Genomic DNA, 25086 nt, shown 5'->3' on the forward strand with positions numbered 1-25086 from the left:
ATCAATCCAGGTCAAGGAGACCTACATGCACTTCACCAAACTCGCCGCTGTCACCCTGCTGCTCTGCGCCCTGCCAGCGATCAGCCAGGCCCGCGACACGGCGGTCTACCTGCCATTCGACAAAGCCGTCGCCGAAGCCACCCGCTCGGGCAAGATCGATGGCAGCGTGAAATTCTATCTGGCCGGCAACACCCCGGCGGGCAAAGTCACCGTGGTAAGCCCCGACGCCGTGACCAACAAGAAAACCAACGCCTTCAACAAGTCCGACGAAGTCGCCTGCGAATGGGTTGCCCAATCGGCAATCATCAGCCTGCACCAGGCCGCGAAAAACGCCGGCGCCAACGCCGTGACCAACATCGTCAGCTTCTACAAGCGCAACGAGCGCAAGGACGCGCAAACCTACGAATGCCACGCCGGCGCGATCATGGCGGGCGTTGCGTTGAAGGGTGATCTGGCGAAGGTTCAATAAACGCCAGAAACGACAAAGGGCGCCGTTTGGCGCCCTTTTTTTTGCGGTGATTGAACAGCATCTACACTCGCTGATGCAGGTCGCAGCACCGTAACCTGCCCTCGCAGTCTCTTTCACCGTCAAAGGAGATGACCATGCAAGTGAAAGCCCTGATCGCCGCAGTGCTTTTCGCGCTACTGGCCAGTGCCAGCCATGCCACCAACCTCATGTACATGCCTTTCGAAACCGTGCTGTCGGACGCGATTCGCGCCGGTCGGCTGGATGGCAGTGTGAAGTTCTACCTGATCGGCAACGGGCCGCAGGACACTCAGCAGTTGCTGCGCCGAGGGGTGGTCAGCGATTTGAAAACCAACGGTTTCAACAAGAGCGATCAGGCTTCGTGCGAATGGGTGCTGCAGTCGAATCTGATCAAATTGCAGGCTGATGCCAAGCGGGTCGGGGCGAATGCGGTTGTGAATATCGTCAGTTACTACGACCAGCATGTGCGCAAGGATTTGAATACCTACGAGTGCAGGGCAGGAGTTTTTGTTACCCGGGTGGCTTTGAAGGGGGATTTGGTGCGGTTGCCCTGAAATCTGTGATGTTTGGGCCGACGTCTTCGCGAGCAGGCTCGCTCCCACCTTGGAATGCGTTTCCCTGTGGGAGCGAGCCTGCTCGCGAAAGCGCCAGCCGCCTTCACACCGTCAGAGGCTCAACCTTGCGCGTCAGCAGTTCGACAAACGCCTTGGCCATCGGTGATTTCTGATCTTTGCGCTGCACCAGCCAAACCGCCGAAATTGCTTCGGGATCGAGCAGCGGGCGGTAGACCACGCCGTCGATGCGCATGCGTTGATAGGACGCTGGCAGCACTGACACACCGAGGCCCGCTGCGACCAGACCGATGATGGTCATCGCCTCGCCAGCCTCTTGGGCAAAGTGCGGGCTGAAGCCGGCGTCACGGGCCAGGCTCAGCAGTTGTGCATAGAGCCCGCTGCCATAACTGCGCGGAAAAAACACGAACGGTTCCAGCGCCAGCGCCGAGAGAAACAGGCCTTCGTCGCTGCCTTGGGCCAACGAATGCTTGGAACTGAGCACCGCCACCAATGGCTCGCGCATCAACTCCACAACACTCAGTGAATCCGGCAATCCGAGCGGGCGCATGATGCCGACTTCGATCGACTCGTCCACCAAGGCATCGGCGACCATGGTGCTGCTCATTTCGCGCAGATTCAGATGCACCGCCGGAAAGCGCTGACGAAAGGAAAAAATCGCCTGCGGAATGGTCGAATTGAACGGTGCTGACGAGGTGAAGCCAATCTTCAACTCACCCAGCTCGCCAAGTTGCGCACGGCGGGCGACATCCGCTGCCTTGTCGACTTGTGCCAGCACCAGCCGCGCCTCCTGCAGAAACAACCTGCCCGCCTCGCTCAATTCCACCCGACGATTGGTGCGCTCGAACAATCGCGCGCCGAGCTCTTGCTCCAGCGCCTGAATCTGCTGGCTCAGCGGTGGCTGGGAGATGCCCAGCACCTGTGCGGCCCGGCCAAAATGAAGTTCTTCGGCGACGGCGATGAAGTAACGCAGATGACGCAGTTCCATAGGATTACCATTAGGTCGCTGAAGCTATCAAACAGGTCGAACAATATATTGGATAGAAACATTAGCCAGCTATATGATTTTTTCATTGCCTGCCCGGCTGTGCTTTCCGAGGTCTGAAGTGAAAACTGCTGTCGCGCCCCTTGCCCACGAAATCCCGCCCCCTGCCGACGACGATGCCCTCGTCGAGCTGCAGGAGATCTACATCGAAAAAGGCACGCCGGCGTTCATGCGCACGGTGCTGGCGCTGTTCTGTGGCGGCTTTGCGACGTTCGCGCTGCTCTATTGCGTGCAACCGATGATGCCGCTGCTGTCCCACGAATATGGGATCAACGCGGCGCAGAGCAGTCTGATCCTTTCGGTGGCGACCGGCATGTTGGCCTTCGGTCTGCTGATCACCGGGCCGATTTCCGACCGCATCGGCCGTAAACCGGTGATGGTCGCCGCACTGTTCGCTGCCGCGTTGTGCACCATCGCCAGTTCGATGATGCCGAGCTGGCACGGCGTATTGATCATGCGCGCGCTGATCGGCCTGTCATTGAGCGGCCTGGCAGCGGTAGCGATGACCTATCTGAGCGAAGAAATCCATCCACAACACATCGGCCTGGCAATGGGTTTGTACATCGGCGGCAACGCGATCGGCGGCATGAGCGGACGCTTGATCACCGGCGTGCTGATCGACTTTGTCAGCTGGCACACGGCGATGCTGGTGATTGGCGGTCTGGCGCTGGTCGCTGCGGCGGTGTTCTGGAAGATCCTCCCGGAGTCGCGCAACTTCCGCGCTCGCTCGCTGCACCCGCGCAGCCTGCTCGACGGCTTCACCATGCACTTTCGCGACGCCGGCCTGCCGCTGCTGTTTCTTGAAGCGTTTGTGCTGATGGGCGCGTTTGTCACGCTGTTCAACTACATTGGCTATCGCTTGCTGGCGGCGCCGTACAACCTCGATCAGGTATTTGTCGGATTGCTCTCGGTGGTCTACCTGTCGGGGATCTACAGCTCGGCGAAAATCGGTTCTTTGGCGGACAAGCTGGGGCGGCGCAAAGTGCTCTGGGCGACCATTGCGCTGATGTTCGCCGGACTGGCACTGACCATGTTCACCTCGTTGTTGCTGGTGATCGTCGGCATGCTGGTGTTCACCTTCGGCTTCTTCGCCGCGCATTCGGTGGCGAGCAGCTGGATCGGCCGGCGCGCGTTGACCGCCAAGGGTCAGGCGTCGTCGCTGTATCTGTTCAGTTATTACGCCGGTTCGAGCATTGCCGGGACGGCGGGCGGGGTGTTCTGGCATCTGGGCGGGTGGAACGGAATCGGCCTGTTTATTGGTGCGTTGTTGCTGATTGCCCTGCTGGTGGCGTTGAAGCTGGCGAAGTTGCCGCCGTTGCAGGGTGTCAAAGCCTGACATACAACCCTGTGGGAGCGAGCCTGCTCGCGAATGCACTGTGTCAGGCAACATCAGTGTTGAATGACACACCGCTTTCGCGAGCAGGCTCGCTCCCACAGTTGATTTGGGTACGACATTAGATCGTGCAAAAGAAAACGCCCGGCATTGGCCGGGCGTTTTTTATCGGGCGTTGATCACTCGTGATACTGCGCCGACAGCTCATGCACCGCACGCAGGAACGCGCCGGCATGTTCCGGATCGACTTCCGGCGTAATGCCGTGGCCAAGGTTGAACACGTGGCCGCTGCCCTTGCCGTAGCTGGCGAGGATGCGCCCGACTTCAGTGCGGATCGCTTCCGGTTTGGCGTAGAGCACGGTCGGGTCCATGTTGCCTTGCAACGCGACCTTGTCGCCGACGCGGGCGCGGGCGTTGCCGATGTCGCAGGTCCAGTCCAGGCCGAGGGCGTCGGCGCCGGCTTCGGCGATGCTTTCCAGCCACAGGCCGCCGTTCTTGGTGAAGAGGATCACCGGCACTTTGCGTCCATCGTTCTCGCGGATCAGGCCGCTGACGATTTTCTTCATGTAGGCCAGGGAGAATTCCTGATACGCCGCCGCCGACAGGTTGCCGCCCCAGGTATCGAAGATCTGCACCGCTTGTGCACCGGCCATGATCTGGCCGTTGAGGTACGAGGTCACCGACTGCGCCAGCTTGTCGAGCAGCAGGTGCATGGCTTGCGGATTGTCGTAGAGCATCGCCTTGGTCTTGCGGAAGTCTTTCGACGAGCCGCCTTCAACCATGTAAGTGGCGAGGGTCCACGGGCTGCCGGAGAAACCGATCAGCGGCACACGTCCGTTCAGCTCGCGACGGATGGTGCTGACCGCGTCCATCACGTAGCCGAGGTCTTTGTGCGGATCCGGGATCGGCAGGGCTTCGATGTCGGCCAGGGTGCTGACAACTTTTTTGAAGCGCGGGCCTTCACCGGTCTCGAAGTACAGGCCCTGGCCCATGGCATCGGGAATGGTGAGGATGTCGGAAAACAGGATCGCCGCGTCCAGTTGCGGGTAGCGGTCGAGCGGTTGCAGGGTGACTTCGCAGGCGAACTCCGGATTCATGCACAGGCTCATGAAGTCGCCGGCATGGGCGCGGCTGGCGCGGTACTCCGGCAGGTAGCGACCGGCCTGGCGCATCATCCACACAGGGGTGACGTCAACGGGTTGCTTGAGCAGGGCGCGGAGGAAACGGTCGTTCTTCAGGGCAGTCATGTCGGCATCCGGAAAAAAAGTGCGGGCATTTTCTCAGAGCGCGAGGCAAAAGGCACGGATGTGGGTCAGCCTTTTGTCTATCGGGTCAATTTGTCGCGCTGGAACACGATTTTCCGCAACACCCTAAAGCAACTGTGGGAGCGAGCCTGCTCGCGAAGAGGCCGGCACATCCAACATTGAAGTTGGCTGACAGACCGCTTTCGCGAGCAGGCTCGCTCCCACAGGAGTATTGCGTTTGGCTCAGGCGCCGGGGTTAGACACCCAGGTAATCGAGGATGCCTTCAGCCGCATTGCGCCCTTCGAAGATCGCCGTCACCACCAGGTCGGAACCGCGCACCATGTCGCCACCGGCGAAGATTTTCGGGTTGCTGGTCTGGTGCTTGTACTGACCTTGCTCAGGCGCAACAACGCGGCCCTGACTGTCGGTCTGGATCTCGAACTGTTCGAACCACGGTGCCGGGCTCGGACGGAAGCCGAAGGCGATGACCACGGCGTCGGCCGGGATGATCTCTTCGGAACCCGGGATCGGCTCGGGGCTACGACGGCCACGGGCGTCCGGTTCGCCGAGACGGGTCTCGACCACTTTCACGCCTTCGACCTTGTCTTCACCGACGATGGCGATCGGCTGGCGGTTGTAGAGGAATTTCACGCCTTCTTCCTTGGCGTTCTTCACCTCTTTGCGCGAGCCGGGCATGTTCGCTTCGTCACGACGATAGGCACAGGTCACCGATTTGGCGCCCTGACGGATCGACGTGCGGTTGCAGTCCATCGCCGTGTCGCCGCCGCCCAGGACCACAACCTTCTTGCCTTTCATGTCGACGAAATCTTCCGGCGACTTTTCAAAGCCCAGGTTGCGGTTGACGTTGGCGATCAGGAAATCCAGCGCGTCGTAAACGCCCGGCAGGTCCTCACCGGCAAAGCCGCCCTTCATGTAGGTGTAGGTCCCCATGCCCATGAACACCGCATCGTACTCGGCGAGCAGTTGTTCCATGGTCACGTCTTTGCCGACTTCGGTGTTGAGACGGAACTCGATGCCCATGCCGGTGAAGACTTCGCGACGATTGCTCAGCACGGTCTTTTCCAGCTTGAACTCGGGGATGCCGAAGGTCAGCAAGCCGCCGATTTCCGGGTTCTTGTCGAACACCACCGGGGTTACGCCGCCACGCACCAGCACGTCGGCACAACCCAGACCCGCCGGGCCTGCGCCGATGATCGCGACACGTTTGCCGGTCGGTTTGACCTTGGACATGTCCGGGCGCCAGCCCATGGCGAACGCGGTGTCGGTGATGTACTTCTCGACCGAACCGATGGTCACCGCGCCGAAGCCGTCGTTGAGGGTGCAGGCACCCTCGCACAGACGATCCTGCGGGCACACCCGGCCGCAGACTTCCGGCAGGGTGTTGGTCTGGTGCGACAGCTCGGCGGCCTGAAGGATGTTGCCCTCGGCCACCAATTTGAGCCAGTTTGGAATGAAGTTGTGCACCGGGCACTTCCATTCGCAATACGGGTTGCCGCAACCCAGGCAGCGGTGGGCCTGATCGGCCGACTGCTGGGGTTTGAACGGTTCGTAGATTTCAACGAACTCTTTCTTGCGTTGACGCAACAGTTTCTTCTTCGGATCCTTGCGCCCGACATCGATGAACTGGAAGTCGTTATTCAGACGTTCAGCCATTGTTAAAACCTCATCAAACTCTTCAGGCGCATATCACTGCGGGTTGGCACGAGTGCTGGAAAGCAGGGTTTTCAAGCTGGCAGCCTTGGGCTTGACCAACCAGAAACGCCGCAAGTAATCGTCGAGGTTCTCGGCGAGCTCACGACCCCACTCGCTGTCGGTTTCGGCGACGTACTCGTTCAGCACGTTCTGCAGGTGGCTGCGATAGGCTTCCATCGCCTCGCCGCTGATCCGCTGGATCTCCACCAGTTCGTGATTGACCCGGTCAACGAAGGTGTTGTCCTGATCGAGCACGTAGGCGAAACCACCGGTCATGCCAGAACCGAAGTTGTAACCGGTCTTGCCCAGCACGCAGACGAAACCACCGGTCATGTACTCGCAGCAGTGATCGCCAGTGCCTTCCACAACCGTGTGGGCACCGGAGTTACGCACGGCGAAACGCTCGCCTGCGGTGCCGGCGGCGAACAACTTGCCGCCAGTGGCGCCGTACAGGCAGGTGTTGCCGATGATGGCGCTTTCCTGAGTCTTATAAACGCTGCCCTTCGGCGGCACGATGGTCAGCTTGCCACCGGTCATGCCTTTGCCGACGTAGTCGTTGGCGTCGCCTTCCAGGTACATGTTCAGACCGCCGGCGTTCCACACACCGAAGCTCTGCCCGGCCGTGCCTTTGAAACGGAAGGTGATCGGCGCTTTCGCCATCCCCTGGTTGCCATGCTTGCGCGCGATTTCGCCGGAGATCCGGGCGCCAATCGAACGGTCGCAGTTGCAGATATCCAGCTCAAACTCAGCACCGCTGAGGTCGTTGATCGCCGACGAGGCCAGCTCGACCATCTTCTCCGCGAGCAGACCTTTGTCGAACGGCGGGTTGCGCTCAACGCCGCAGAACTGCGGTTTGTCCGCCGGGATGTGATCGCTGCCCAACAGCGGCGTCAGGTCCAGGTGATGCTGCTTGGCGGTCTGGCCTTCGAGGATTTCCAGCAGATCAGTGCGACCGATCAGCTCTTCGAGGGAGCGCACACCCAGTTTGGCCAGCCACTCACGGGTTTCTTCGGCGACGTAGGTGAAGAAATTCACCACCATGTCGACGGTGCCGATGTAGTGATCCTTGCGCAGTTTCTCGTTCTGCGTCGCGACGCCAGTGGCGCAGTTGTTCAGATGGCAGATGCGCAGGTATTTGCAGCCCAGTGCGATCATCGGCGCGGTACCGAAGCCGAAGCTCTCGGCGCCGAGGATTGCGGCCTTGATCACGTCGAGGCCGGTTTTCAGGCCGCCGTCGGTCTGCACCCGGACTTTGCCGCGCAGGTCGTTGCCGCGCAGGGTCTGGTGGGTTTCAGCCAGGCCGAGCTCCCACGGCGCGCCAGCGTACTTGATCGAGGTCAGCGGCGAAGCACCGGTGCCACCGTCGTAGCCGGAAATGGTGATCAAGTCCGCATAGGCCTTGGCCACACCGGCGGCGATGGTGCCGACGCCCGCTTCTGCTACCAGCTTCACCGAAACCAGCGCCTGCGGGTTGACCTGCTTCAAGTCAAAGATCAACTGCGACAAATCTTCGATCGAATAGATGTCGTGGTGCGGCGGTGGCGAAATCAGGGTCACGCCCGGCACTGCGTAACGCAGCTTGGCGATCAGCCCGTTGACCTTGCCGCCCGGCAGTTGCCCGCCCTCGCCCGGCTTGGCGCCTTGGGCGACCTTGATCTGCAGCACTTCGGCGTTGACCAGGTATTCCGGAGTCACACCGAAACGGCCGGTGGCAACCTGCTTGATTTTCGAACTCTTGATGGTGCCGTATCGCGCCGGGTCTTCGCCGCCTTCGCCGGAGTTGGAACGCGCGCCGAGGCGGTTCATGGCTTCGGCCAGGGCTTCGTGAGCTTCCGGCGACAGTGCGCCCAGCGAGATACCGGCGGAGTCGAAGCGCTTGAGCACCGACTCCAGCGGCTCGACTTCACTGATGTCCAGCGGCGTGTCGAGGGTCTTGACCTTGAACAGGTCGCGAATCATCGACACCGGACGGTTGTCCACCAGCGAGGTGTATTCCTTGAACTTGGCGTAGTCGCCCTGCTGCACAGCGGCTTGCAGGGTGTTGACCACGTCCGGGTTGTAGGCGTGATATTCGCCACCGTGGACGAACTTCAGCAGACCGCCCTGCTGGATCGGCTTGCGCGGACTCCAGGCTTCGACGGCGAGGGCTTTCTGCTCGGCTTCGATGTCGACGAAACGCGCGCCCTTGATGCGGCTTGGCACACCACGGAAGCTCAGCTCGCAGACTTCTTCGGACAGGCCGATGGCCTCGAACAGCTGCGCACCGCGATACGAAGCGATGGTCGAGATACCCATCTTCGACAGGATCTTCAGCAGACCTTTGGTGATGCCTTTGCGGTAGTTCTTGAACACCTCGTAGAGGTCGCCCAGGACTTCACCGGTACGGATCAGGTCGCCCAATACTTCGTAGGCCAGGAACGGATACACCGCCGAGGCGCCGAAACCGATCAGCACGGCGAAGTGGTGCGGGTCACGGGCGGTCGCGGTTTCAACGAGGATGTTGGAATCGCAACGCAGGCCCTTCTCGGTCAGGCGGTGGTGCACGGCACCGGTCGCCAGCGAAGCGTGGATCGGCAGCTTGCCCGGGGCGATATGGCGGTCGCTCAAAACGATCTGGGTACGCCCGGCGCGCACGGCTTCTTCAGCCTGATCGGCAACGTTGCGGATCGCCGCTTCGAGGCCGAGGCTTTCGTCGTAGTTGAGGTCGATGATCGCCCGTTCGAAACCCGGACGGTCGAGGTTCATCAGCGAGCGCCACTTGGCCGGAGAGATCACTGGCGAGCTGAGGATCACGCGCGAGGCGTGTTCCGGCGACTCCTGGAAAATGTTGCGCTCGGCACCGAGGCAGATTTCCAGCGACATCACGATCGCTTCACGCAGCGGGTCGATCGGCGGATTGGTGACCTGCGCGAACTGCTGACGGAAATAGTCGTACGGCGTGCGTACACGCTGGGACAGCACGGCCATCGGCGTGTCGTCGCCCATCGAGCCCACGGCTTCGTAACCTTGCTCGCCGAGCGGGCGCAGCACCTGATCACGCTCCTCGAACGTGACCTGATACATCTTCATGTACTGCTTGAGCTGATCGACGTCGTAGAAAGCCGAACCGTGGTCGTTGTCTTCCATGGTCGCCTGAATGCGCAGGGCATTCTTGCGCAGCCATTGCTTGTACGGATGACGGGATTTCAGACGGTTGTCGATCGCATCGGTATCGAGGATCTGCCCGGTTTCGGTGTCCACGGCGAAGATCTGGCCAGGGCCGACGCGACCCTTGGCGAGCACGTCTTCGGGCTGGTAGTTCCACACGCCGATTTCCGAGGCGAGGGTGATGAAACCGTTCTTGGTGGTGACCCAGCGCGCCGGACGCAGACCATTACGGTCGAGCAGGCACACCGCGTAACGACCGTCGGTCATTACCACGCCGGCCGGGCCGTCCCACGGCTCCATGTGCATCGAGTTGTACTCGTAGAACGCACGCAGATCCGGGTCCATGGTTTCGACGTTCTGCCACGCAGGCGGAATGATCATCCGCACGCCACGGAACAGGTCGATGCCACCGGTGACCATCAGTTCGAGCATGTTGTCCATGCTCGACGAGTCGGAACCGACGCGGTTGACCAGCGGGCCGAGCTCTTCCAGATCCATCAGATCATTGGTGAACTTGGTCCGCCGGGCCTGCGCCCAGTTGCGGTTACCGGTGATGGTGTTGATTTCGCCGTTGTGGGCGAGGAAGCGGAACGGCTGCGCCAGCGGCCATTTCGGCAGGGTGTTGGTAGAGAAGCGCTGGTGGAACACGCAGATTGCGGTTTGCAGGCGTTCGTCACTCAGGTCCGGATAGAACGCGGCCAGGTCGGCCGGCATCATCAGGCCTTTATAGATGATGGTCTTGTGCGAAAAGCTGCAGATGTAATGGTCGGTGTCAGCGGCGTTGGCCACCGACGAACGGCGACGGGCGCTGAACAGCTTCACGGCCATGTCCTGATCGCTCAGGCCTTCGCCGCCGATGTAGACCTGCTCGATCTGCGGCAGGCGTTCAAGGGCCAGGCGGCCGAGGACGCTGGTGTCGATCGGCACTTTGCGCCAGCCGATCAGTTGCAGGCCTTCGGCGAGGATCTCGCGGTTCATGTTCTCGCGAGCGGCTTCGGCCTTGGCCGGATCCTGATTGAAGAACACCATGCCCACGGCATATTGCTTGGGCATTTCGACGCCGAAGCTTTCCTGGGCAATGGCTCGCAGGAAGGCGTCGGGTTTTTGAATCAGCAGACCGCAACCGTCACCGGTCTTGCCGTCGGCATTAATCCCACCGCGGTGGGTCATGCAGGTCAGGGCCTCGATGGCCGTTTGCAAAAGGGTATGACTGGGCTCGCCCTGCATATGAGCTATCAGGCCGAAACCGCAGTTATCCTTGAATTCATCTGGTTGGTACAGACCTGCTTTCATAGACACTTTCTCACCAGGCTGCCTCTACTCGAGGCAAATTTCTTTTCAATTCAACCACTTGCGTTCCGCGCCGAACGTACGCCGGCTTAGCGGGGGCAAAAGGGTGGTCATTGTACACAGCGACACAGAGGCTCACAAATTTGACGACGAACTGTCGCAAATTCATGTCGCATTTGTGAAAGGTTTAAAGCGATCTGCTGTGCTAGTCAAAACTTTTTTAAATTCTGACCGCAACGACTCAAAAACTACTGTGACGCAGACACCACAAGGCACGCGGCCCTTTCAGGCGGCGCGCACTCGTGGAGATTTTGAGGTGCCGGGAGAGGCGGCCTGGGTAAGGCCGCCGAATCTTCAGCGAGTTGTTGCCAGTTCCTGTTGGACGCTGGCGACAGTGCGAGGCCAAGGTTTACCAGCCTGAACCTTCGCTGGCAAGGCCTTGATGGCAGAAACGGCCGCATCACGATTGGCAAAGTTGCCATAGGTGATCACGTAAAGCGGCTTGCCGTTGAGGACTTTCTTGAAATAACGGTACTCGCCGCCCTGCTCCTTGACGAAGTTCTGCGCAGCGGTTTCCGAGCTGGTGCCGAGGATCTGCACGACATAGTTGCTGGTCGGCTGACCGGCGTACCAGCTGCCACCGGCAGCCTTGGCCACGGTAACGGGCTTGTCGGCAGGCTTGGCCGGAGCAGGAGCCGGTTTCGCAGCTGGCGCCGGGGTGGCCGGAGCAGGCTTGGCCGTGGCGATCTGCGTCGGTGCCGGGGTTGGTGCCGGTTTGGCGGCAGGAGTTGGAACCGGTGTCGGCGCGGGACCGGCCGGAACGCCAGCAGGCGGCGCGGAGGTGGTTACGGTCGGCGGCGTATCGCTGGAGCCTTCCAGCGGCACGCCGTCGTCGCCTTCGGTGATGCCACCGGCGGCTTCTGCCAGCGGGCCACGCATGACCGGCTGCGAGTTGCCGACCAATGGCAGCGGCATCGGCTGGGTGTTGCCGGCGAATTCGACGGACGGGTTAGCGCCATTCGCGGCGCCCTGACCCAATGGCAGTTGCGCCTGTTCATTGGCCGGAGCACCGGTGGTCGGTGCCTTGCTGCGTCCTGGCATCAGCCAGGCGGCGGCAACCGCGACCACAACGACGGCGGAAATCGCCAATACGTGTTTCTTCGGCATGTTGAACCCCATACTTGGACGCTTGACCGCGGAGCGGCTGGCAATCATGACTTCGATCAGTGCATCGCGAGCGACCTGGTTGATGTTGCCCGGCCAGCCCTCGGAGCTTTCGTGAATATCAGAGATCTGATCTGCGGTGAAAAGTTCGACACCCCGGCCCGCGCCTTCCAGCCGCTGGTCGAGATATTCGCGGGTCTCTTCTTCGGTGTACGGCTGCAATTCGATGACGTGGAAACGCTCTTCCTCGAGCTGCAACGCCTCGAGCTGAGCGATCAGCGAAGACTCGCCGAACAGGAACACATGCGGACGACCTTCCGGCGTGCCGGCGCCGAGCGCCATCAATGCTTCCAGCGCGGACTCGTCGAGCTGCTCGGCATCGTCCACGAGCAGATAGACTTCCTGCCCGGTCAGACCCAGTTGCACCACCTGCTCGAGAATCGCACCGACTTCGGCCTGAGCAACATCCAGCGCCTGCGCCACCTGGCGCAGCACGCCGGCCGCATCACCGGCGCCACGGGCGGAAACCACCACGCTCTGCACCGATTGTTTGTTGGTACTGGCAACGAGCGCTTGCCGCAGCAGGGTCTTGCCGCTGCCTTGCGGGCCGGTGACCACCAGCAGCAACTGGCTGTAGCGCGCCAGGTGATGCAGTTGACCCAGCACCGGTTTGCGCTGGGCCGGGAAGAATTTGAAGCCCGGCACCCGTGGCGCGAACGGGTCGTGACTTAACTGGAAATGGCCGAGAAACGCCTCGTCGGCATGCAAACTAGTCATCGGAATCGTTTTAACCTTTAAGCTGAGCCAGGGCGCGGTAATCCGCTCCCAGCGTGGCCTGTAGAACCTCTTTCGGATAATCGTCGGTCACTACCGCTTCGCCCATCCGGCGCAGCAGCACCAGGCGCAGACGACCGTCGATCACTTTTTTATCAATTGCCATGTGTTGGAGAAAATCGGCTTCGCTCATCTCTTCAGGCGGAATGACCGGCAAGCCGGCACGCTGGAACAGACGAATGCCGCGATCACGCTCCTGCTCGCTGATCCAGCCCAGGCGCGCGGACATTTCCAGCGCCATCACCGTGCCCGCCGCCACCGCCTCGCCATGCAGCCAGACACCATAGCCCATGTGAGTTTCGATGGCGTGGCCGAAGGTATGGCCGAGGTTGAGGGTGGCGCGTACGCCGGTTTCCTTTTCATCGGCGCCGACCACCGCAGCCTTGGCCGCGCAGGAACGCTCGATCGCATAGGTCAGCGCGGTCTGGTCCAGCGCCCGCAGAGCGTCGACGTTTTCTTCCAGCCAGGTCAGGAACGGCTCGTCGCAGATCAGACCGTACTTGATGACTTCCGCCAGGCCCGCCGACAACTCGCGCTCCGGCAGGGTTTTCAGCGATGCGGTATCGATCAGCACCACGTTCGGCTGATAGAACGCGCCGACCATGTTCTTGCCCAGCGGATGGTTGATGCCGGTCTTGCCGCCGACCGAGGAATCGACCTGCGACAACAGCGTGGTAGGAATCTGGATGAAATCGACACCGCGCTGATAACAGGCGGCCGCGAAACCGGCCATGTCGCCGATCACCCCGCCGCCCAAGGCGATCACGGTGGTGCGGCGGTCATGACGGGCGGTCAGCAGACCATCGAAAATCAGTTGCAGGGTTTCCCAGTTCTTGAAGGCTTCGCCATCAGGCAACACCACCGAGATCACCGAGAACTGCGCAAGGCTGCGGGTCAGACGTTCGAGATAGAGCGGCGCGACGGTTTCGTTGGAGATGACTGCCACCTGCCGCCCATGGATATGCGGCGCCAGCAGTTCCGGCTGATCCAACAGACCTTCGCCAATATGAATCGGGTAGCTGCGCTCGCCTAGATCGACCTTGAGTGTCTGCATGTGTCCCCACAGTGAAGATGGAAGCAGGCATCCTGCCCTGAAATTATTGGTGTTCTGCGGCCTGTAGCGGTATGACGCCGCTCGCCCGGCATCCGCCACACCCTCGGCGGATGCTGACAGGACGCCGAGGATAGCGCATTTCGGACGATGCTTTAACGGGGCGGCAACTGCGCGAGGCGGTCGAGAATGTCGAGCACCACCATGCGTGGCGGCCGCTCGTCGGTTTCCACCACCAGATCGGCAATTTCCCGATAAAGCGGATCCCGGATCTCGAGCAGGTCGCGCAGGGTTTTCGCCGGATCGGCGGTACGCAGCAGCGGCCGATTGCGATCGCGGGAGGTGCGGCCGACCTGCTGCTCGACGGAGGCGTGCAGATACACCACGCGCCCGCCTTCATGCAGGGCCTTGCGATTGGCATCACGCATCACTGCGCCGCCGCCGGTCGCCAGCACCACGCCATCGAACGCGCATAGCTCGGCGATCATCGCCTGCTCACGGTCACGAAAGCCGGGCTCGCCTTCCTTGTCGAAGATCCATGGGATATTGGCACCCGTGCGCAGCTCAATTTCCTTGTCGGAATCCTTGAACGGCAGGCGCAGCTCTTTGGCCAGCAATCGGCCGATGGTGCTTTTGCCAGCACCCATCGGTCCTACAAGTATCAAATTTCGCACAGAATCAACGACTCACAGCAATCGCCTGGTTATTCATGATACGCGGAGTGAGAAATACCAGCAGCTCGGATTTTTTCTCCGAAACCACATCACGCCGGAAAAGGCGGCCAAGATACGGCACATCGCCAAGAAATGGCACCTTATCTACGACCTTGCTTTGAGTATTTGAAAAAACACCGCCGATTACGATGGTCTCGCCGTCATTTACCAGCACTTTGGCGTTGACCTCGTTTTTCTTGATTGGCGGCACATCCTGCACCTTGTTCAGGTAGTCCGGCTCATCCTTGGTGACCTTGACCTCCATGATGATGCGGTTGTCCGGAGTGATCTGCGGAGTGACTTCCAGCGACAGCGAGGCCTCCTTGAACGACACCGAGGTCGCGCCACTGGAGCTGGCCTCCTGATAGGGAATCTCGGTGCCTTTGAGGATCTTCGCGGTTTCCTTGTCCGAGGTGACCACCTTCGGCTGCGAGACGATTTCGCCGTTGCCGGTCTTTTCCATCGCCGTCAGTTCGAGGTCCAGCAGCACGTTGTCGGTGATGAATGCGATGCCGATCCCCGAAGTGTTATTGACCGTGCCCATGTCGACGAACGGCGAGTTGGTGCCGGTGCTGCCCGGCGTACCGATGGTGCTCGACGAACCGTTGACCCCGGAGGCGTTCCAGTTGCCCTTGTTCTGCACCGAACCGCCCCAGCGCACGCCCAGGCTCTTGTCGTAATCGACGTTGGCCTCAACGATGCGCGCCTCGATCATCACCTGGCGCACCGGAATATCCAGCTGCGCGACGATCCGCCGGAGTTCGTCGAGGCGATCCTGGGTCTGGTAGGCAATGATGTTGTTGGTTCGCTCATCGACAGTAATCGAACCGCGCTCGTCGACCTTGGCCTCGGCACTGGTCACCGACTGGAACAGCTTGGCGATGTCCGCCGCCTTGGCGTAATTGACTTGCAGCAGCTCGCGACGCAGGGGCGCCAGCTCGGCGATCTGCTTCTGCGATTCCAGTTCCTGACGCTCGCGAGCGGCAATTTCATCGGCCGGCGCGACCAGCAGCACGTTGCCGATCTTGCGCTTGTCCAGCCCCTTGGTTTTCAGCACCAGATCCAGCGCCTGATCCCACGGCACGTTCTGCAGGCGCAAAGTGATACCGCCCTGCACCGTATCGCTCGCCACCAGATTGAGATTGGTGAAGTCCGCGATCAGTTGCAGCACCGAGCGCACGTCGATGTCCTGAAAATTCAGCGAGAGCTTGTCGCCGACATAGGCCTGACGGTCGGCGTTGCGCTTTTGCAGGTCGTCGATGCTCATCGGCCGAACGCTGACGGTGAGCTTGTTGTCGGTCTGGAACGTGGAATAGTCGAAGGTGCCGCTGGGCTCGACGCTGATCACGGTGCGATCGCCGGTGAGCGCTGCGTTGACGAACTGCACCGGCGTGGCGAAGTCCTTGACATCCAGGCGCACGCGCAGTTTTTCCGGCAATTGCGTGCGGGCGAAGCTGAGGGTGATCTTGCCATCGTGCTCCTGAATATCCGGGGCGATGGTCGGATCGGAGAGGTCGATGACTACGTTGCCCTCGCCCTCGGTGCCGCGCTGGAAATCGACGCCGCGGATCGCCCTGCTTCGTTGCGCGGCTGGTCTGGCAGGTGCCGCAGCGGCCGTGGCAGCACGCGGTGCAACGCCAGCCGGGCGCGGCGCAGTCGCGGAAGCGCCCTGACCGACCACCACAAACAGATTATTGCCCTCGACCCGCGTGCTGTACGGCGCCAATTGCGTCAGGCTGACAATCAGCCGCGTGCGATCCTTGGCTTCGGCCACCGTGGCCGTGCGCGCGTTGCCGCTGCCCAGATCAAGATTCCTGTTGGCCAACTGGCTGGTCACGCCCGGCAGATCCAGCGCAATGCGTGCCGGTGACTCGGTTGTGTAGCCCTTGGGCTGTGGGGGCGGGCCGTCGAACGACAGCTTCAGTTCGACGCGGTCACCCGGCAGCGCGGCAACATCCAGCGCTTTCAGACTGGCCGCCATTACCATCGGTGACACCAGCGCTATCCATAGCGAAAAACCGAGGGTGGAGAAAATCCTGTTCATTGTTCGACTTCCACTATGAGTGCTCTTTCAAAGGAATGGTGCGCGGCCGCTCCAGCCAGGCGCCGGCGCCGTCGGGCACGATCTCCACGACATCGACCTGGGTAGGGCTGATGGCGACAATGCGGCCGTCGTTGCGGCCCAGGTAGTCGCCGACCTTCAGGCGATGCACCCCGCCTGCGCCGCGCAACAGCGCAAACGAGCCCGAGGCATTGGCGATCGTGCCGACCATTTCGAACTGCTCGATATTGAATCCTTCAAGATATTGCTTGACCCGGTTGGGGTCGGGTTTGACGTTGCGCGAGCCGTGCTTCTGCCCGGCCAGATCGACCCGCGCCTGCCGCGAAAACGGGCTGCGCAGGTTGGCGGCGCTGTAAGTGAATGTGGGGTAAGACCGGAATGTCGGCGTTGGTTCAATCTTGCCCGCCGGGCGCAGGCGCACTTCGTTGAGGTACGCGTCGAGGTCGCTGAAGTCATCGCCGCCACCGCAGCCGCTCAACGCCAGCACCATGGGCAGGACGAAGTAACGAATCGGGGTCATTTCTCCAGCCCCTTGTCGTTATAGCGGTACGTCTTGGCAAGAATACTCATGCGCAGCTTCGTCCCGCCCTCGGGATTGGCCGGCGCCAGTTCGAAATCGTGCAGAGTCACAATCCGTGGCAGGCCGGCGACGCCGCTGACGAAGGTGGCGAGGTCGTGATAGGCGCCGGTCACGGTGATCTGGATCGGCAGTTCGATGTAGAACGGCTGAGTCACTTCCGGCAGCAGCTTGATTTCCTCGAATTCCAGGCCGCTGCCCAGACCGGTGCGGGTGATGTCTTCGAGCAGGCCCGGCACTTCGGTATCGCTGGGCAATTGCCGCAGCAGCACGCCGAAGGTGTTTTCCATTTCCTTCATTTGCTGGGTATAGAGCTCAAGGTTCGCCGACAGCCGCGCCTTGCTGGCGAATTGTTCCTTGAGGGTGATTTCTTCTTCGCGCTTGAGGTCGAGCTGATTTTCCATGTCGCTGATGAAGAAGTAATAGCCAAGCGCGAGAATCAACACCATCACCAGCACACCGCACAGGGTTTTCACGGCCGGCGGCCAGGAGCCGATGTTGCTGGTGTCGAGGTCGTTGAAATCGATGTTGCGCAGGCTATGCAGCCACTCGGAGGCGTTCATTGCTCGTCCTCCACAACCTTGGGCTGGGTCTGACGAACGGTCAGCTGGAAGACGTTGGCCTGTTCGACCTGATCGGCGCTGGTGGCCTTGACCTCATTCAGGCTCGGCGCGTCGAACCAGTCGGACGCGTCGAGATTGCGCATCAGCTCGGAGACCCGGTTGTTCGACTCCGCCGCGCCACTGATGGACAGGGTCTTGCCGGCCATTTTCACATCGGTGAAATACACGCCGTCCGGCAACGTGCGAGCCAACTGGTCGAAGATTCGCCCGCTGATCTGCCGGTTGCCCTGCAGGTCTTGGATGATGCGCATGCGCTCGACCAATTGCTGGCGGCGCGCCTTGAGCTCGCTGATCTGCCTGATGCGTTCGTCGACCACGGCAATCTGTTTGCCGATGTAATCGTTGCGCGCCATTTGCCGCTCGATGGCCGCAGTGATGATCTGGTCAGCAATCAGCACCGCGCCGATCGAGCCGGCCAGCACGCCGATCAGGACCAGCAGAAAGCGCTTGCGCCGTTCTTCGCGGCGCTCCTCGCGCCAGGGGAGAAGGTTGATCCGCGCCATCAGTCGAAACTCCTGAGCGCGAGCCCGCAGGCAATCATCAAGGCTGGCGCATCACTGGCCAGCGCCCCAGCATTGACCTTGCTGCCTAAAGCCATGTCGGCGAACGGGTTGGCGACCTGCGTCGGCGTGTCCAGACGCTGTTCGATCAGACGGTCCAGGCCGGGCACCGAGGCGGTGCCGCCCGCCAGCAGGATATGGTCGACCGCGTTGTACTGGCCGGAGGCGAAGAAGAACTGCAGCGAGCGCGAGACTTGCTGCACCAGCGCCTCGCGAAATGGCTGCAGGACCTCGCTGACGTAATCGTCAGGCAGCCCGCCCTGCTTTTTCGCCAGGCCCGCCTGTTCGACCGTGAGGCCGTAGCGGCGCTGGATCTCCTCGGTGAGTTGGCGCCCGCCAAACAATTGCTCGCGGGTATAGATGATCTTGCCGTTGTGCAGGACGCTGAGGGTGGTCATGGTGGCGCCGATGTCGACCACCGCCACGGTCAGGCGCTCCTGGGAGGCCGCCAGATGCGTTGCCAGCAGGCCGAACGAGCGCTCCAGCGCGTAGGCCTCGACATCCACCACCCGCGCGGTCAGGCCGGCGAGCGCCAGCGCCGCTTCACGCACCTCGACGTTTTCCTTGCGACAGGCGGCAAGCAGCACGTTGACCCGTTCCGGGTTGCGCGGCGAGACGCCCTGGACTTCAAAGTCGATGGCGACTTCGTCCAGCGGATAGGGAATGTATTGGTCGGCCTCGATCTTGAGCTGGTTTTCCAGTTCGTCGTCGGACAGCCCGGCGTCCATCTCGATGACCTTGGTGATCACCGCCGAACCCGCCACTGCCACCGCCACGCTCTTGACCCCGGTACGCGCCTTGACCAGCAGGCGGCTCAGTGCCTGGCCAACGCCCTCGAGTTCGGCGATGTTCTTTTCGACCACAGCGTTCGCCGGCAACGGCTCCACCGCATAGGCCTCGACCCGGTAGCGCTCGCCCTGACGGCTCAGTTCCAGCAGCTTCACCGACGTGGAGCTGATGTCGATCCCCAGTAACGCATTGGTCTTTTTATTGAAGAGTCCCAGCACTACCAATTCCCTATGACTTTCCGTGAGTTACGGACTCTGTAATACGCATTGCGTTCCTTCACCCCCGTCTTGACAGAAGCGCCAATGACCCCTCCGACGGAAAAGTGCTTATAATGCCCAGCGATTTTCTCCGCTTTTTACTGCCCGCGCGGATGGCTCTGTGTGTAACCGCAGCCCCGTGCCAAATTCATTCTTTGCCCTGGATGTCCAAAAGCCTTGATTCGTCTGCTGAAATTTTTCGGTTGGTCCATCGTCGCCGTTTTCTGCGGACTGCTCTTAAGTCTCAGCGGCGCCTTTCTTTACCTTAGTCCGGGTTTGCCGTCTGTGGAGGCGCTGAGAAGCATTCAGTTGCAGATTCCTCTGCGCGTCTACAGCAGCGACAACAAGTTGATCGCAGAATTTGGCGAAATGCGCCGTACACCGATCCGTTTCGCCGACATTCCGCCCAATTTCATCAATGCGTTACTAAGTGCTGAAGACGACAATTTTGCCAATCACTATGGCGTCGATCCGAGCAGCCTGATGCGCGCGGCAACGCAATTGGTCAAGAGTGGGCACATTCAGTCCGGCGGCAGCACCATCACCATGCAGGTGGCGAAGAACTTCTTCCTCACCAGCGAGCGCAGCTTCTCGCGTAAAACTACGGAAATCCTGCTGGCCCTGCAGATCGAACGGCAGCTGACCAAGGACGAGATCCTGGAGCTGTACGTCAACAAGATCTACCTGGGTAACCGCGCCTACGGCATCGAGGCGGCGGCGCAGGTGTATTACGGCAAATCGATCCGTGACATCAGCCTCGCGCAGATGGCGATGATCGCCGGTCTGCCAAAGGCTCCGTCGCGCTTCAACCCGCTGGCCAACCCGGCACGCAGCAAAGAACGCCGCGACTGGATCCTCGGGCGCATGTACAAGCTGGGCAAGATCAGCGAAGCCGACTACACCGCGGCGATCAACGAGCCGCTGAACGCCAGCTACCACGTGCCGACCCCGGAAGTGAACGCACCGTACATCGCCGAAATGGCCCGTGCCGAAATGGTCGGTCGTTATGGCAGCGAGGCCTACACCGAAGGCTTCCGTGTCACCACCACGGTGCCAAGCAATCTGCAGGAAATGGCCAACACCGCGCTGCACGAAGGCTTGATGACTTACGACCAGCGCCACGGCTACCGTGGCCCGGAGTCGCGCCTGCCGGGCAAGACCCGCGAAGCGTGGGCCAGCGAACTGACCAAGCAGCGCACCATTAGCAGCCTCGAACCTGCCATCGTCACCCAAGTCGATAAAACCGGCCTGCAAGTGTTGACCCGCACTGGTGAAGAGCACGTTGCCTGGGACACGATGAAATGGGCGCGACCGTTCCTCAATACCAACAGCATGGGCGCCAACCCGCGCCAGCCGTCGGATGTCGCGCAGGTCGGTGATCTGATCCGCGTGCAGCGCCAGACCGACAATTCGCTGAAGTTCAGCCAGATTCCGCAGGCTCAGGGCGCGCTGGTGTCGCTGGATCCGCAGAACGGTGCGATCCGTTCGCTGGTGGGTGGCTTCGCTTTCGAGCAGAGCAACTACAACCGCGCCATGCAGGCCAAGCGTCAGCCGGGCTCGAGCTTCAAGCCATTCGTTTACAGCGCTGCGCTGGATAACGGCTACACCGCTGCCAGTCTGGTCAACGATGCGCCGATCGTGTTCGTCGACGAGTACCTGGACAAGGTCTGGCGACCGAAGAACGACACCAACACTTTCCTCGGCCCGATCCGCCTGCGTGAAGCGCTGTACAAGTCGCGCAACCTGGTGTCGATCCGCCTGTTGCAGGCCATGGGCGTGGGCAAGACCATCGACTACATCACCCGCTTCGGCTTCAACAAGCAGGACCTGCCGCCGAACCTGTCGCTGGCACTCGGCACCGCAACGCTGACGCCGATGGAAATCGCCACTGGCTGGAGCACCTTTGCCAACGGCGGCTACAAGATCACCCCGTACATCATCGACAAGATCGAAAGCCGTAACGGCGACACGCTGTTCGTCGCCAACCCACCGACCGTGCCACAGGGTGGTGCGGCGACCGACGGTATCGCTGCGCCGGCTACCGAGTCGTTCACGGTCAACGCCACACCAGTTGCCGGTGAAGCGCCCGGCAATCCGGCAATGCCGCAAGCGCCGGCCGTGGCCGAGCGGATTGTCGATGGACGTACCACCTACATCCTCAACAGCATGCTGCAGGACGTAATCAAACTCGGCACCGGCCGGCGTGCACTGGCCATGGGCCGCAGTGACATCGCCGGCAAGACCGGTACCACCAACGAATCGAAAGATGCCTGGTTCTCCGGTTACAACGCTGATTACGTAACCACCGTGTGGACCGGTTTCGACCAGCCGGAAAGCCTCGGACGCCGTGAGTTCGGCGGCACCGTGGCGCTGCCGATCTGGATGAATTACATGTCGGCCGCGCTGAAAGACAAGCCGCCGCATGTGCAGCCTGAGCCAGAAGGTCTGCTCAGCCTGCGGGTGGATCCGGTCAGTGGCCGCGCCGCGACGCCGAGCACGCCGGGCGCGTATTTCGAACTGTTCAAGGCCGAAGACACGCCGCCATCGGTGAACGAGCTGGGCAACGGCGCCGTACCAGGCAGCCCGCTGCCGGCGGATGAACAGGCGCCGATCGATTTGTTCTGATCCGGCAGCCATTGAAAAGCCCCGCCTTCGTGAGAAGTGCGGGGCTTTTTATTACCCGAAGATCAAGAGCCCCTCACCCTAACCCTCTCCCAGAGGGAGAGGGGACTGATCGGGGGATGCTTGGGGAGCTACATCGACCTGAAGTGTTGTGCCGAATCCATAATCGACACCACTCTCTCAGGTCGATGAAGGGCGTCGAACACCTCGGTCAATCCCCTCTCCCTCTGGGAGAGGGCTAGGGTGAGGGTCCTTGTCGATATGAAATGCGATCCTGAGAACTCCCGAAAACAAAAAAAACCCCGACTCTCGCGAGCCGGGGCTTTTGTTTGAAGCGCTACAACGACTTAGCCGTTGAACACGTCATCCACGCTTTTCAGCGGGTAGTTCTTCGGATACGGCAGGGTGGCCACGCCGGTCTCGATCGCAGCCTTGGCCACGGCGTCGGAGATCAGGGTGATCAGGCGCTTGTCCATTGGTTTCGGAATGATGTACTCACGGCCGAATTCCAGCGGAGCACCGCCGTAGGCATCGCACACGTCCTGTGGAACAGGCAGTTTGGCCAGTTCGCGCAGGGCGTTGGCGGCGGCGACTTTCATTTCTTCGTTGATGCGCTTGGCGCGAACGTCCAGGGCACCACGGAAGATGAACGGGAAGCCCAGCACGTTGTTGACCTGGTTCGGGTAGTCCGAACGGCCGGTGGCCATGATCACGTCGCTACGGGTGGCGTGCGCCAGTTCCGGGGAGATTTCCGGATCCGGGTTGGAGCAGGCGAAGACGATCGGGTTGGCCGCCATCGACAGCAGGCCTTCGGCGCTCAGCAGGTTCGGACCGGACAGACCGACGAATACGTCAGCGCCGGCCAGTGCGTCTGCCAAGGTGCGCTTCTCGGTGGCGTGGGCGAATACGGCTTTGTACTGGTTCAGGTCGTCACGGCCGGAGTGAATTACGCCGGTACGGTCAACCATGAAGATGTTTTCGATGCGAGCGCCCATGCTCACCAGCAGTTTCATGCAGGAGATGGCGGCAGCGCCGGCGCCGAGGCAGACAATCTTTGCTTCCGGCAGGGTTTTGCCAGCGATTTCCAGGGCGTTGATCATGCCCGCAGCGGTCACGATCGCGGTGCCGTGCTGGTCATCGTGGAACACCGGAATATCGCACTGCTCGATCAGAGCGCGTTCGATCTCAAAGCACTCAGGCGCCTTGATGTCTTCCAGGTTGATGCCACCGAAGGTGATGGAGATGCGCTTGACGGTGTCGATGAAGGCTTGCGGGCTTTCCGAGTCGACTTCGATGTCGAATACGTCGATGCCGGCGAAACGCTTGAACAGTACGCCCTTGCCTTCCATTACAGGCTTGGAAGCCAGTGGGCCGAGGTTGCCCAGGCCGAGAATCGCGGTGCCGTCGGAAATGACTGCCACCAGGTTGCCCTTGCCGGTGTATTTGTAGGCCAGTTCAGGATCGCGAGCGATCTCGCGTACTGGTTCAGCTACGCCGGGGCTGTAGGCCAGCGACAGGTCGCGGGCGGTAGCAGTGGCCTTGGTGAGCTCGACACTCAGCTTCCCCGGACGAGGATTGGCGTGGTATTCGAGAGCGGCAGTTTTCAGATCAGACATTTTGGCATTCCGCTTTTTTACTGTTGGACAGACTGGTCAGCGAGGATACGCGCCTCGCAAAGTCCCCACAAGACTGGGCAGTCACCGCTGTCAAGCGCCCTGCCCTACGACTTTGGGCCAAGAGCCACGGCGCACAAGGGCTGGACTGTTCACAATCAGCCGTAAAAATGTCTACAATTTTTCTTCAGCGCGATACCTGCAGCATCGAAGGATCGGTCAACGGCAGCAACCAGCGCGCCTGACCTTTTTGCAGACCACCGCGCCGGGATCGGTCAACCACCCAGCCACGGGCCTCGATCTGCCTGCCTTTCAATGCTCGCATGCCATCACTGTCAAATTGTCCGAGCAGATTGGGTGCAACCCGCAATACAAGCGTGTCCTGCAATTCGATCCAGATTCCGCCGCGATTGCGCTGCACCTTGCTCACCCGACCGCTGACTACGGCAAAGCCCGAACGCTGGATCTGCTGCGCTTTCTGGACCGGCGATTGCCGCCAGAGACCAAGCCCGGCTCGTCGCGCGCTGCGTTCGGCGGCCTGTTGGCAGGCGACCAGATCGACGTTCGGCGCCACCGCGACCTGAAAACCCAGGCCAGCGGCAAGCATCTGCGCTTCGAGATTGACTCCGCTGACGCTGTAAACATGCGCCAGCGTACGCCCGTAATGGTCTTTTGCCTGCTTGCCGGGCCGCAGACCGACCCGGCCGCCGCTCTCATCCACCAGCGCTTGCAAGCGTTTGCGCGCCGCCGCGGCGAACGGTTCGTCGCTGCGGCCCTGCTTGCCCAGCTCCGGCGTATTGAGGCCGATCATGCGCACATTGCGCCCGTCGCTCAGGCGCAGGGTGTCGCCATCGACCACCCGCTGCACGCTGACGCTGGTCAGCCCTGCGGGTACCGGACAAAAGGCCTGGGCGGCGGACAGCCAAATCGCAGACACAAAAAAGGCGCCCGCAAGGGACGCCTTTTTCATCAGTCTGGAGAAGTCGAAACGACCTTCCAAAATGATCAGCCTCAGGCTTTTTTGCCGACGCCGAAAGTAGCGAAACGGTCTGCGAACTTTTGCACACGGCCGCCGGTGTCCAGAGTCTTCTGCTTACCGGTGTAGAACGGGTGGCATTCGTTGCAAACGTCGATCGCCAGGGCTTTGCCGTAGGTCGAACGAGTTTCGAACTTGTTACCGCAGCTGCAGGTAACAGCGATTTCCGGGTAGTTCGGATGGATTTCGGCTTTCATGGTGTCTTCCTCAGGCTAGCGTGCCGCCACCCAACACTATTGTTGAATACCGCACGTAATTAGGCCGCGGATTCTACCAGACCTTTTCAATCGCGCAAGCTGTCACCGAGACCGACCGTCTGCTAGGCTCCCGACCTTGAACGCACTTCCGTGTGG

At 61.1% G+C, this 25086-nt stretch carries 19 protein-coding genes; 4 read left to right on the forward strand and 15 right to left on the reverse strand.

What is annotated here, in order from left to right:
• Positions 1–25 precede the first annotated feature (25 nt).
• The gene (locus ACYSTU_RS09110; RefSeq protein ID WP_076565248.1) at positions 26–469 is read left to right on the forward strand and encodes an excinuclease; all 444 of its coding nucleotides are present in this window, start codon (positions 26–28) and stop codon (positions 467–469) included.
• 134 nt (positions 470–603) lie between these two features.
• Positions 604–1041 carry an excinuclease gene (locus tag ACYSTU_RS09115; protein ID WP_498997587.1) on the forward strand — a complete coding sequence of 146 codons (438 nt, stop codon included), beginning with the start codon at positions 604–606 and terminating at the stop codon, positions 1039–1041.
• 103 nt (positions 1042–1144) lie between these two features.
• Here ACYSTU_RS09115 and ACYSTU_RS09120 read toward each other — a convergent pair whose 3' ends face one another.
• Complete coding sequence (locus ACYSTU_RS09120) at positions 1145–2047, reverse strand: LysR family transcriptional regulator (protein WP_136492388.1); 903 nt, start codon at positions 2045–2047, stop codon at positions 1145–1147.
• A 118-nt stretch (positions 2048–2165) separates the two neighbouring features.
• Here ACYSTU_RS09120 and ACYSTU_RS09125 point away from each other — a divergent pair, with 118 nt between their 5' ends.
• Positions 2166–3440 (forward strand): MFS transporter, encoded by a 1275-nt coding sequence (locus tag ACYSTU_RS09125; protein ID WP_136492389.1) that lies wholly within the window; start codon positions 2166–2168, stop codon positions 3438–3440.
• A 176-nt stretch (positions 3441–3616) separates the two neighbouring features.
• Here ACYSTU_RS09125 and hemE read toward each other — a convergent pair whose 3' ends face one another.
• The 11 genes from hemE to ACYSTU_RS09180 form a co-directional block, all read right to left on the reverse strand.
• Complete coding sequence (gene hemE / locus ACYSTU_RS09130; protein ID WP_016772044.1) at positions 3617–4684, reverse strand: uroporphyrinogen decarboxylase; 1068 nt, start codon at positions 4682–4684, stop codon at positions 3617–3619.
• A 253-nt stretch (positions 4685–4937) separates the two neighbouring features.
• Positions 4938–6356, reverse strand: a complete 1419-nt coding sequence (locus tag ACYSTU_RS09135) for an FAD-dependent oxidoreductase (RefSeq protein ID WP_007909438.1) — start codon at positions 6354–6356, stop codon at positions 4938–4940.
• 33 nt (positions 6357–6389) lie between these two features.
• Positions 6390–10835 carry a glutamate synthase large subunit gene (gltB, locus tag ACYSTU_RS09140; RefSeq protein WP_498997592.1) on the reverse strand — a complete coding sequence of 1482 codons (4446 nt, stop codon included), beginning with the start codon at positions 10833–10835 and terminating at the stop codon, positions 6390–6392.
• A gap of 351 nt (positions 10836–11186) precedes the next feature.
• Entirely contained in the window at positions 11187–12773 is a 1587-nt protein-coding gene (locus ACYSTU_RS09145; RefSeq protein WP_039756683.1) for an AAA family ATPase, read from the reverse strand.
• Positions 12774–12783: 10 nt separating this feature from the next.
• Complete coding sequence (gene aroB / locus ACYSTU_RS09150; RefSeq protein WP_217879178.1) at positions 12784–13884, reverse strand: 3-dehydroquinate synthase; 1101 nt, start codon at positions 13882–13884, stop codon at positions 12784–12786.
• 152 nt (positions 13885–14036) lie between these two features.
• The gene (gene aroK / locus ACYSTU_RS09155; protein WP_024011270.1) at positions 14037–14555 is read right to left on the reverse strand and encodes a shikimate kinase AroK; all 519 of its coding nucleotides are present in this window, start codon (positions 14553–14555) and stop codon (positions 14037–14039) included.
• A 4-nt stretch (positions 14556–14559) separates the two neighbouring features.
• Positions 14560–16638 (reverse strand): type IV pilus secretin PilQ, encoded by a 2079-nt coding sequence (locus ACYSTU_RS09160; protein WP_498997595.1) that lies wholly within the window; start codon positions 16636–16638, stop codon positions 14560–14562.
• A gap of 13 nt (positions 16639–16651) precedes the next feature.
• Positions 16652–17176 (reverse strand): pilus assembly protein PilP, encoded by a 525-nt coding sequence (locus ACYSTU_RS09165; RefSeq protein ID WP_110602600.1) that lies wholly within the window; start codon positions 17174–17176, stop codon positions 16652–16654.
• A complete protein-coding gene (gene pilO / locus ACYSTU_RS09170) occupies positions 17173–17796 on the reverse strand; it encodes a type 4a pilus biogenesis protein PilO (protein WP_264364394.1) in 624 nt (207 codons plus the stop codon). Before pilO ends, ACYSTU_RS09165 begins: the two co-directional genes overlap by 4 nt.
• On the reverse strand, positions 17793–18359 hold the full coding sequence (locus ACYSTU_RS09175; protein WP_498997602.1) for a PilN domain-containing protein: 567 nt from the start codon (positions 18357–18359) through the stop codon (positions 17793–17795). Before ACYSTU_RS09175 ends, pilO begins: the two co-directional genes overlap by 4 nt.
• A complete protein-coding gene (locus ACYSTU_RS09180) occupies positions 18359–19423 on the reverse strand; it encodes a pilus assembly protein PilM (protein ID WP_024011266.1) in 1065 nt (354 codons plus the stop codon). Before ACYSTU_RS09180 ends, ACYSTU_RS09175 begins: the two co-directional genes overlap by 1 nt.
• Before the next feature lie 219 nt (positions 19424–19642).
• Here ACYSTU_RS09180 and ACYSTU_RS09185 point away from each other — a divergent pair, with 219 nt between their 5' ends.
• Positions 19643–22087 (forward strand): penicillin-binding protein 1A, encoded by a 2445-nt coding sequence (locus tag ACYSTU_RS09185; RefSeq protein WP_498998136.1) that lies wholly within the window; start codon positions 19643–19645, stop codon positions 22085–22087.
• 344 nt (positions 22088–22431) lie between these two features.
• Here ACYSTU_RS09185 and ACYSTU_RS09190 read toward each other — a convergent pair whose 3' ends face one another.
• The 3 genes from ACYSTU_RS09190 to rpmE all read right to left on the reverse strand — a co-directional run bounded on the left by ACYSTU_RS09190 (position 22432) and on the right by rpmE (position 24930).
• Positions 22432–23700, reverse strand: coding sequence for a malic enzyme-like NAD(P)-binding protein (locus ACYSTU_RS09190; protein WP_016772053.1), 1269 nt, complete (start codon positions 23698–23700; stop codon positions 22432–22434).
• Positions 23701–23884: 184 nt separating this feature from the next.
• Positions 23885–24667 carry a thermonuclease family protein gene (locus tag ACYSTU_RS09195; RefSeq protein ID WP_217879875.1) on the reverse strand — a complete coding sequence of 261 codons (783 nt, stop codon included), beginning with the start codon at positions 24665–24667 and terminating at the stop codon, positions 23885–23887.
• Positions 24668–24708: 41 nt separating this feature from the next.
• A complete protein-coding gene (rpmE, locus tag ACYSTU_RS09200) occupies positions 24709–24930 on the reverse strand; it encodes a 50S ribosomal protein L31 (protein WP_016772055.1) in 222 nt (73 codons plus the stop codon).
• Positions 24931–25086 lie beyond the last annotated feature (156 nt).

The organism is Pseudomonas glycinis, from assembly GCF_054871425.1.

Coding starts and splice junctions, on each gene's coding strand:
- ACYSTU_RS09110 (WP_076565248.1), top strand. CDS start 26: ATGCACTTCACCAAACTCGCCGCTGTCACCCTGCTGCTCTGCGCCCTG.
- ACYSTU_RS09115 (WP_498997587.1), top strand. CDS start 604: ATGCAAGTGAAAGCCCTGATCGCCGCAGTGCTTTTCGCGCTACTGGCC.
- ACYSTU_RS09120 (WP_136492388.1), bottom strand. CDS start 2,047: ATGGAACTGCGTCATCTGCGTTACTTCATCGCCGTCGCCGAAGAACTT.
- hemE (WP_016772044.1), bottom strand. CDS start 4,684: ATGACTGCCCTGAAGAACGACCGTTTCCTCCGCGCCCTGCTCAAGCAA.
- ACYSTU_RS09135 (WP_007909438.1), bottom strand. CDS start 6,356: ATGGCTGAACGTCTGAATAACGACTTCCAGTTCATCGATGTCGGGCGC.
- gltB (WP_498997592.1), bottom strand. CDS start 10,835: ATGAAAGCAGGTCTGTACCAACCAGATGAATTCAAGGATAACTGCGGT.
- ACYSTU_RS09145 (WP_039756683.1), bottom strand. CDS start 12,773: ATGACTAGTTTGCATGCCGACGAGGCGTTTCTCGGCCATTTCCAGTTA.
- aroB (WP_217879178.1), bottom strand. CDS start 13,884: ATGCAGACACTCAAGGTCGATCTAGGCGAGCGCAGCTACCCGATTCAT.
- ACYSTU_RS09160 (WP_498997595.1), bottom strand. CDS start 16,638: ATGAACAGGATTTTCTCCACCCTCGGTTTTTCGCTATGGATAGCGCTG.
- ACYSTU_RS09165 (WP_110602600.1), bottom strand. CDS start 17,176: ATGACCCCGATTCGTTACTTCGTCCTGCCCATGGTGCTGGCGTTGAGC.
- pilO (WP_264364394.1), bottom strand. CDS start 17,796: ATGAACGCCTCCGAGTGGCTGCATAGCCTGCGCAACATCGATTTCAAC.
- ACYSTU_RS09175 (WP_498997602.1), bottom strand. CDS start 18,359: ATGGCGCGGATCAACCTTCTCCCCTGGCGCGAGGAGCGCCGCGAAGAA.
- ACYSTU_RS09190 (WP_016772053.1), bottom strand. CDS start 23,700: ATGTCTGATCTGAAAACTGCCGCTCTCGAATACCACGCCAATCCTCGT.
- ACYSTU_RS09195 (WP_217879875.1), bottom strand. CDS start 24,667: ATGAAAAAGGCGTCCCTTGCGGGCGCCTTTTTTGTGTCTGCGATTTGG.
- rpmE (WP_016772055.1), bottom strand. CDS start 24,930: ATGAAAGCCGAAATCCATCCGAACTACCCGGAAATCGCTGTTACCTGC.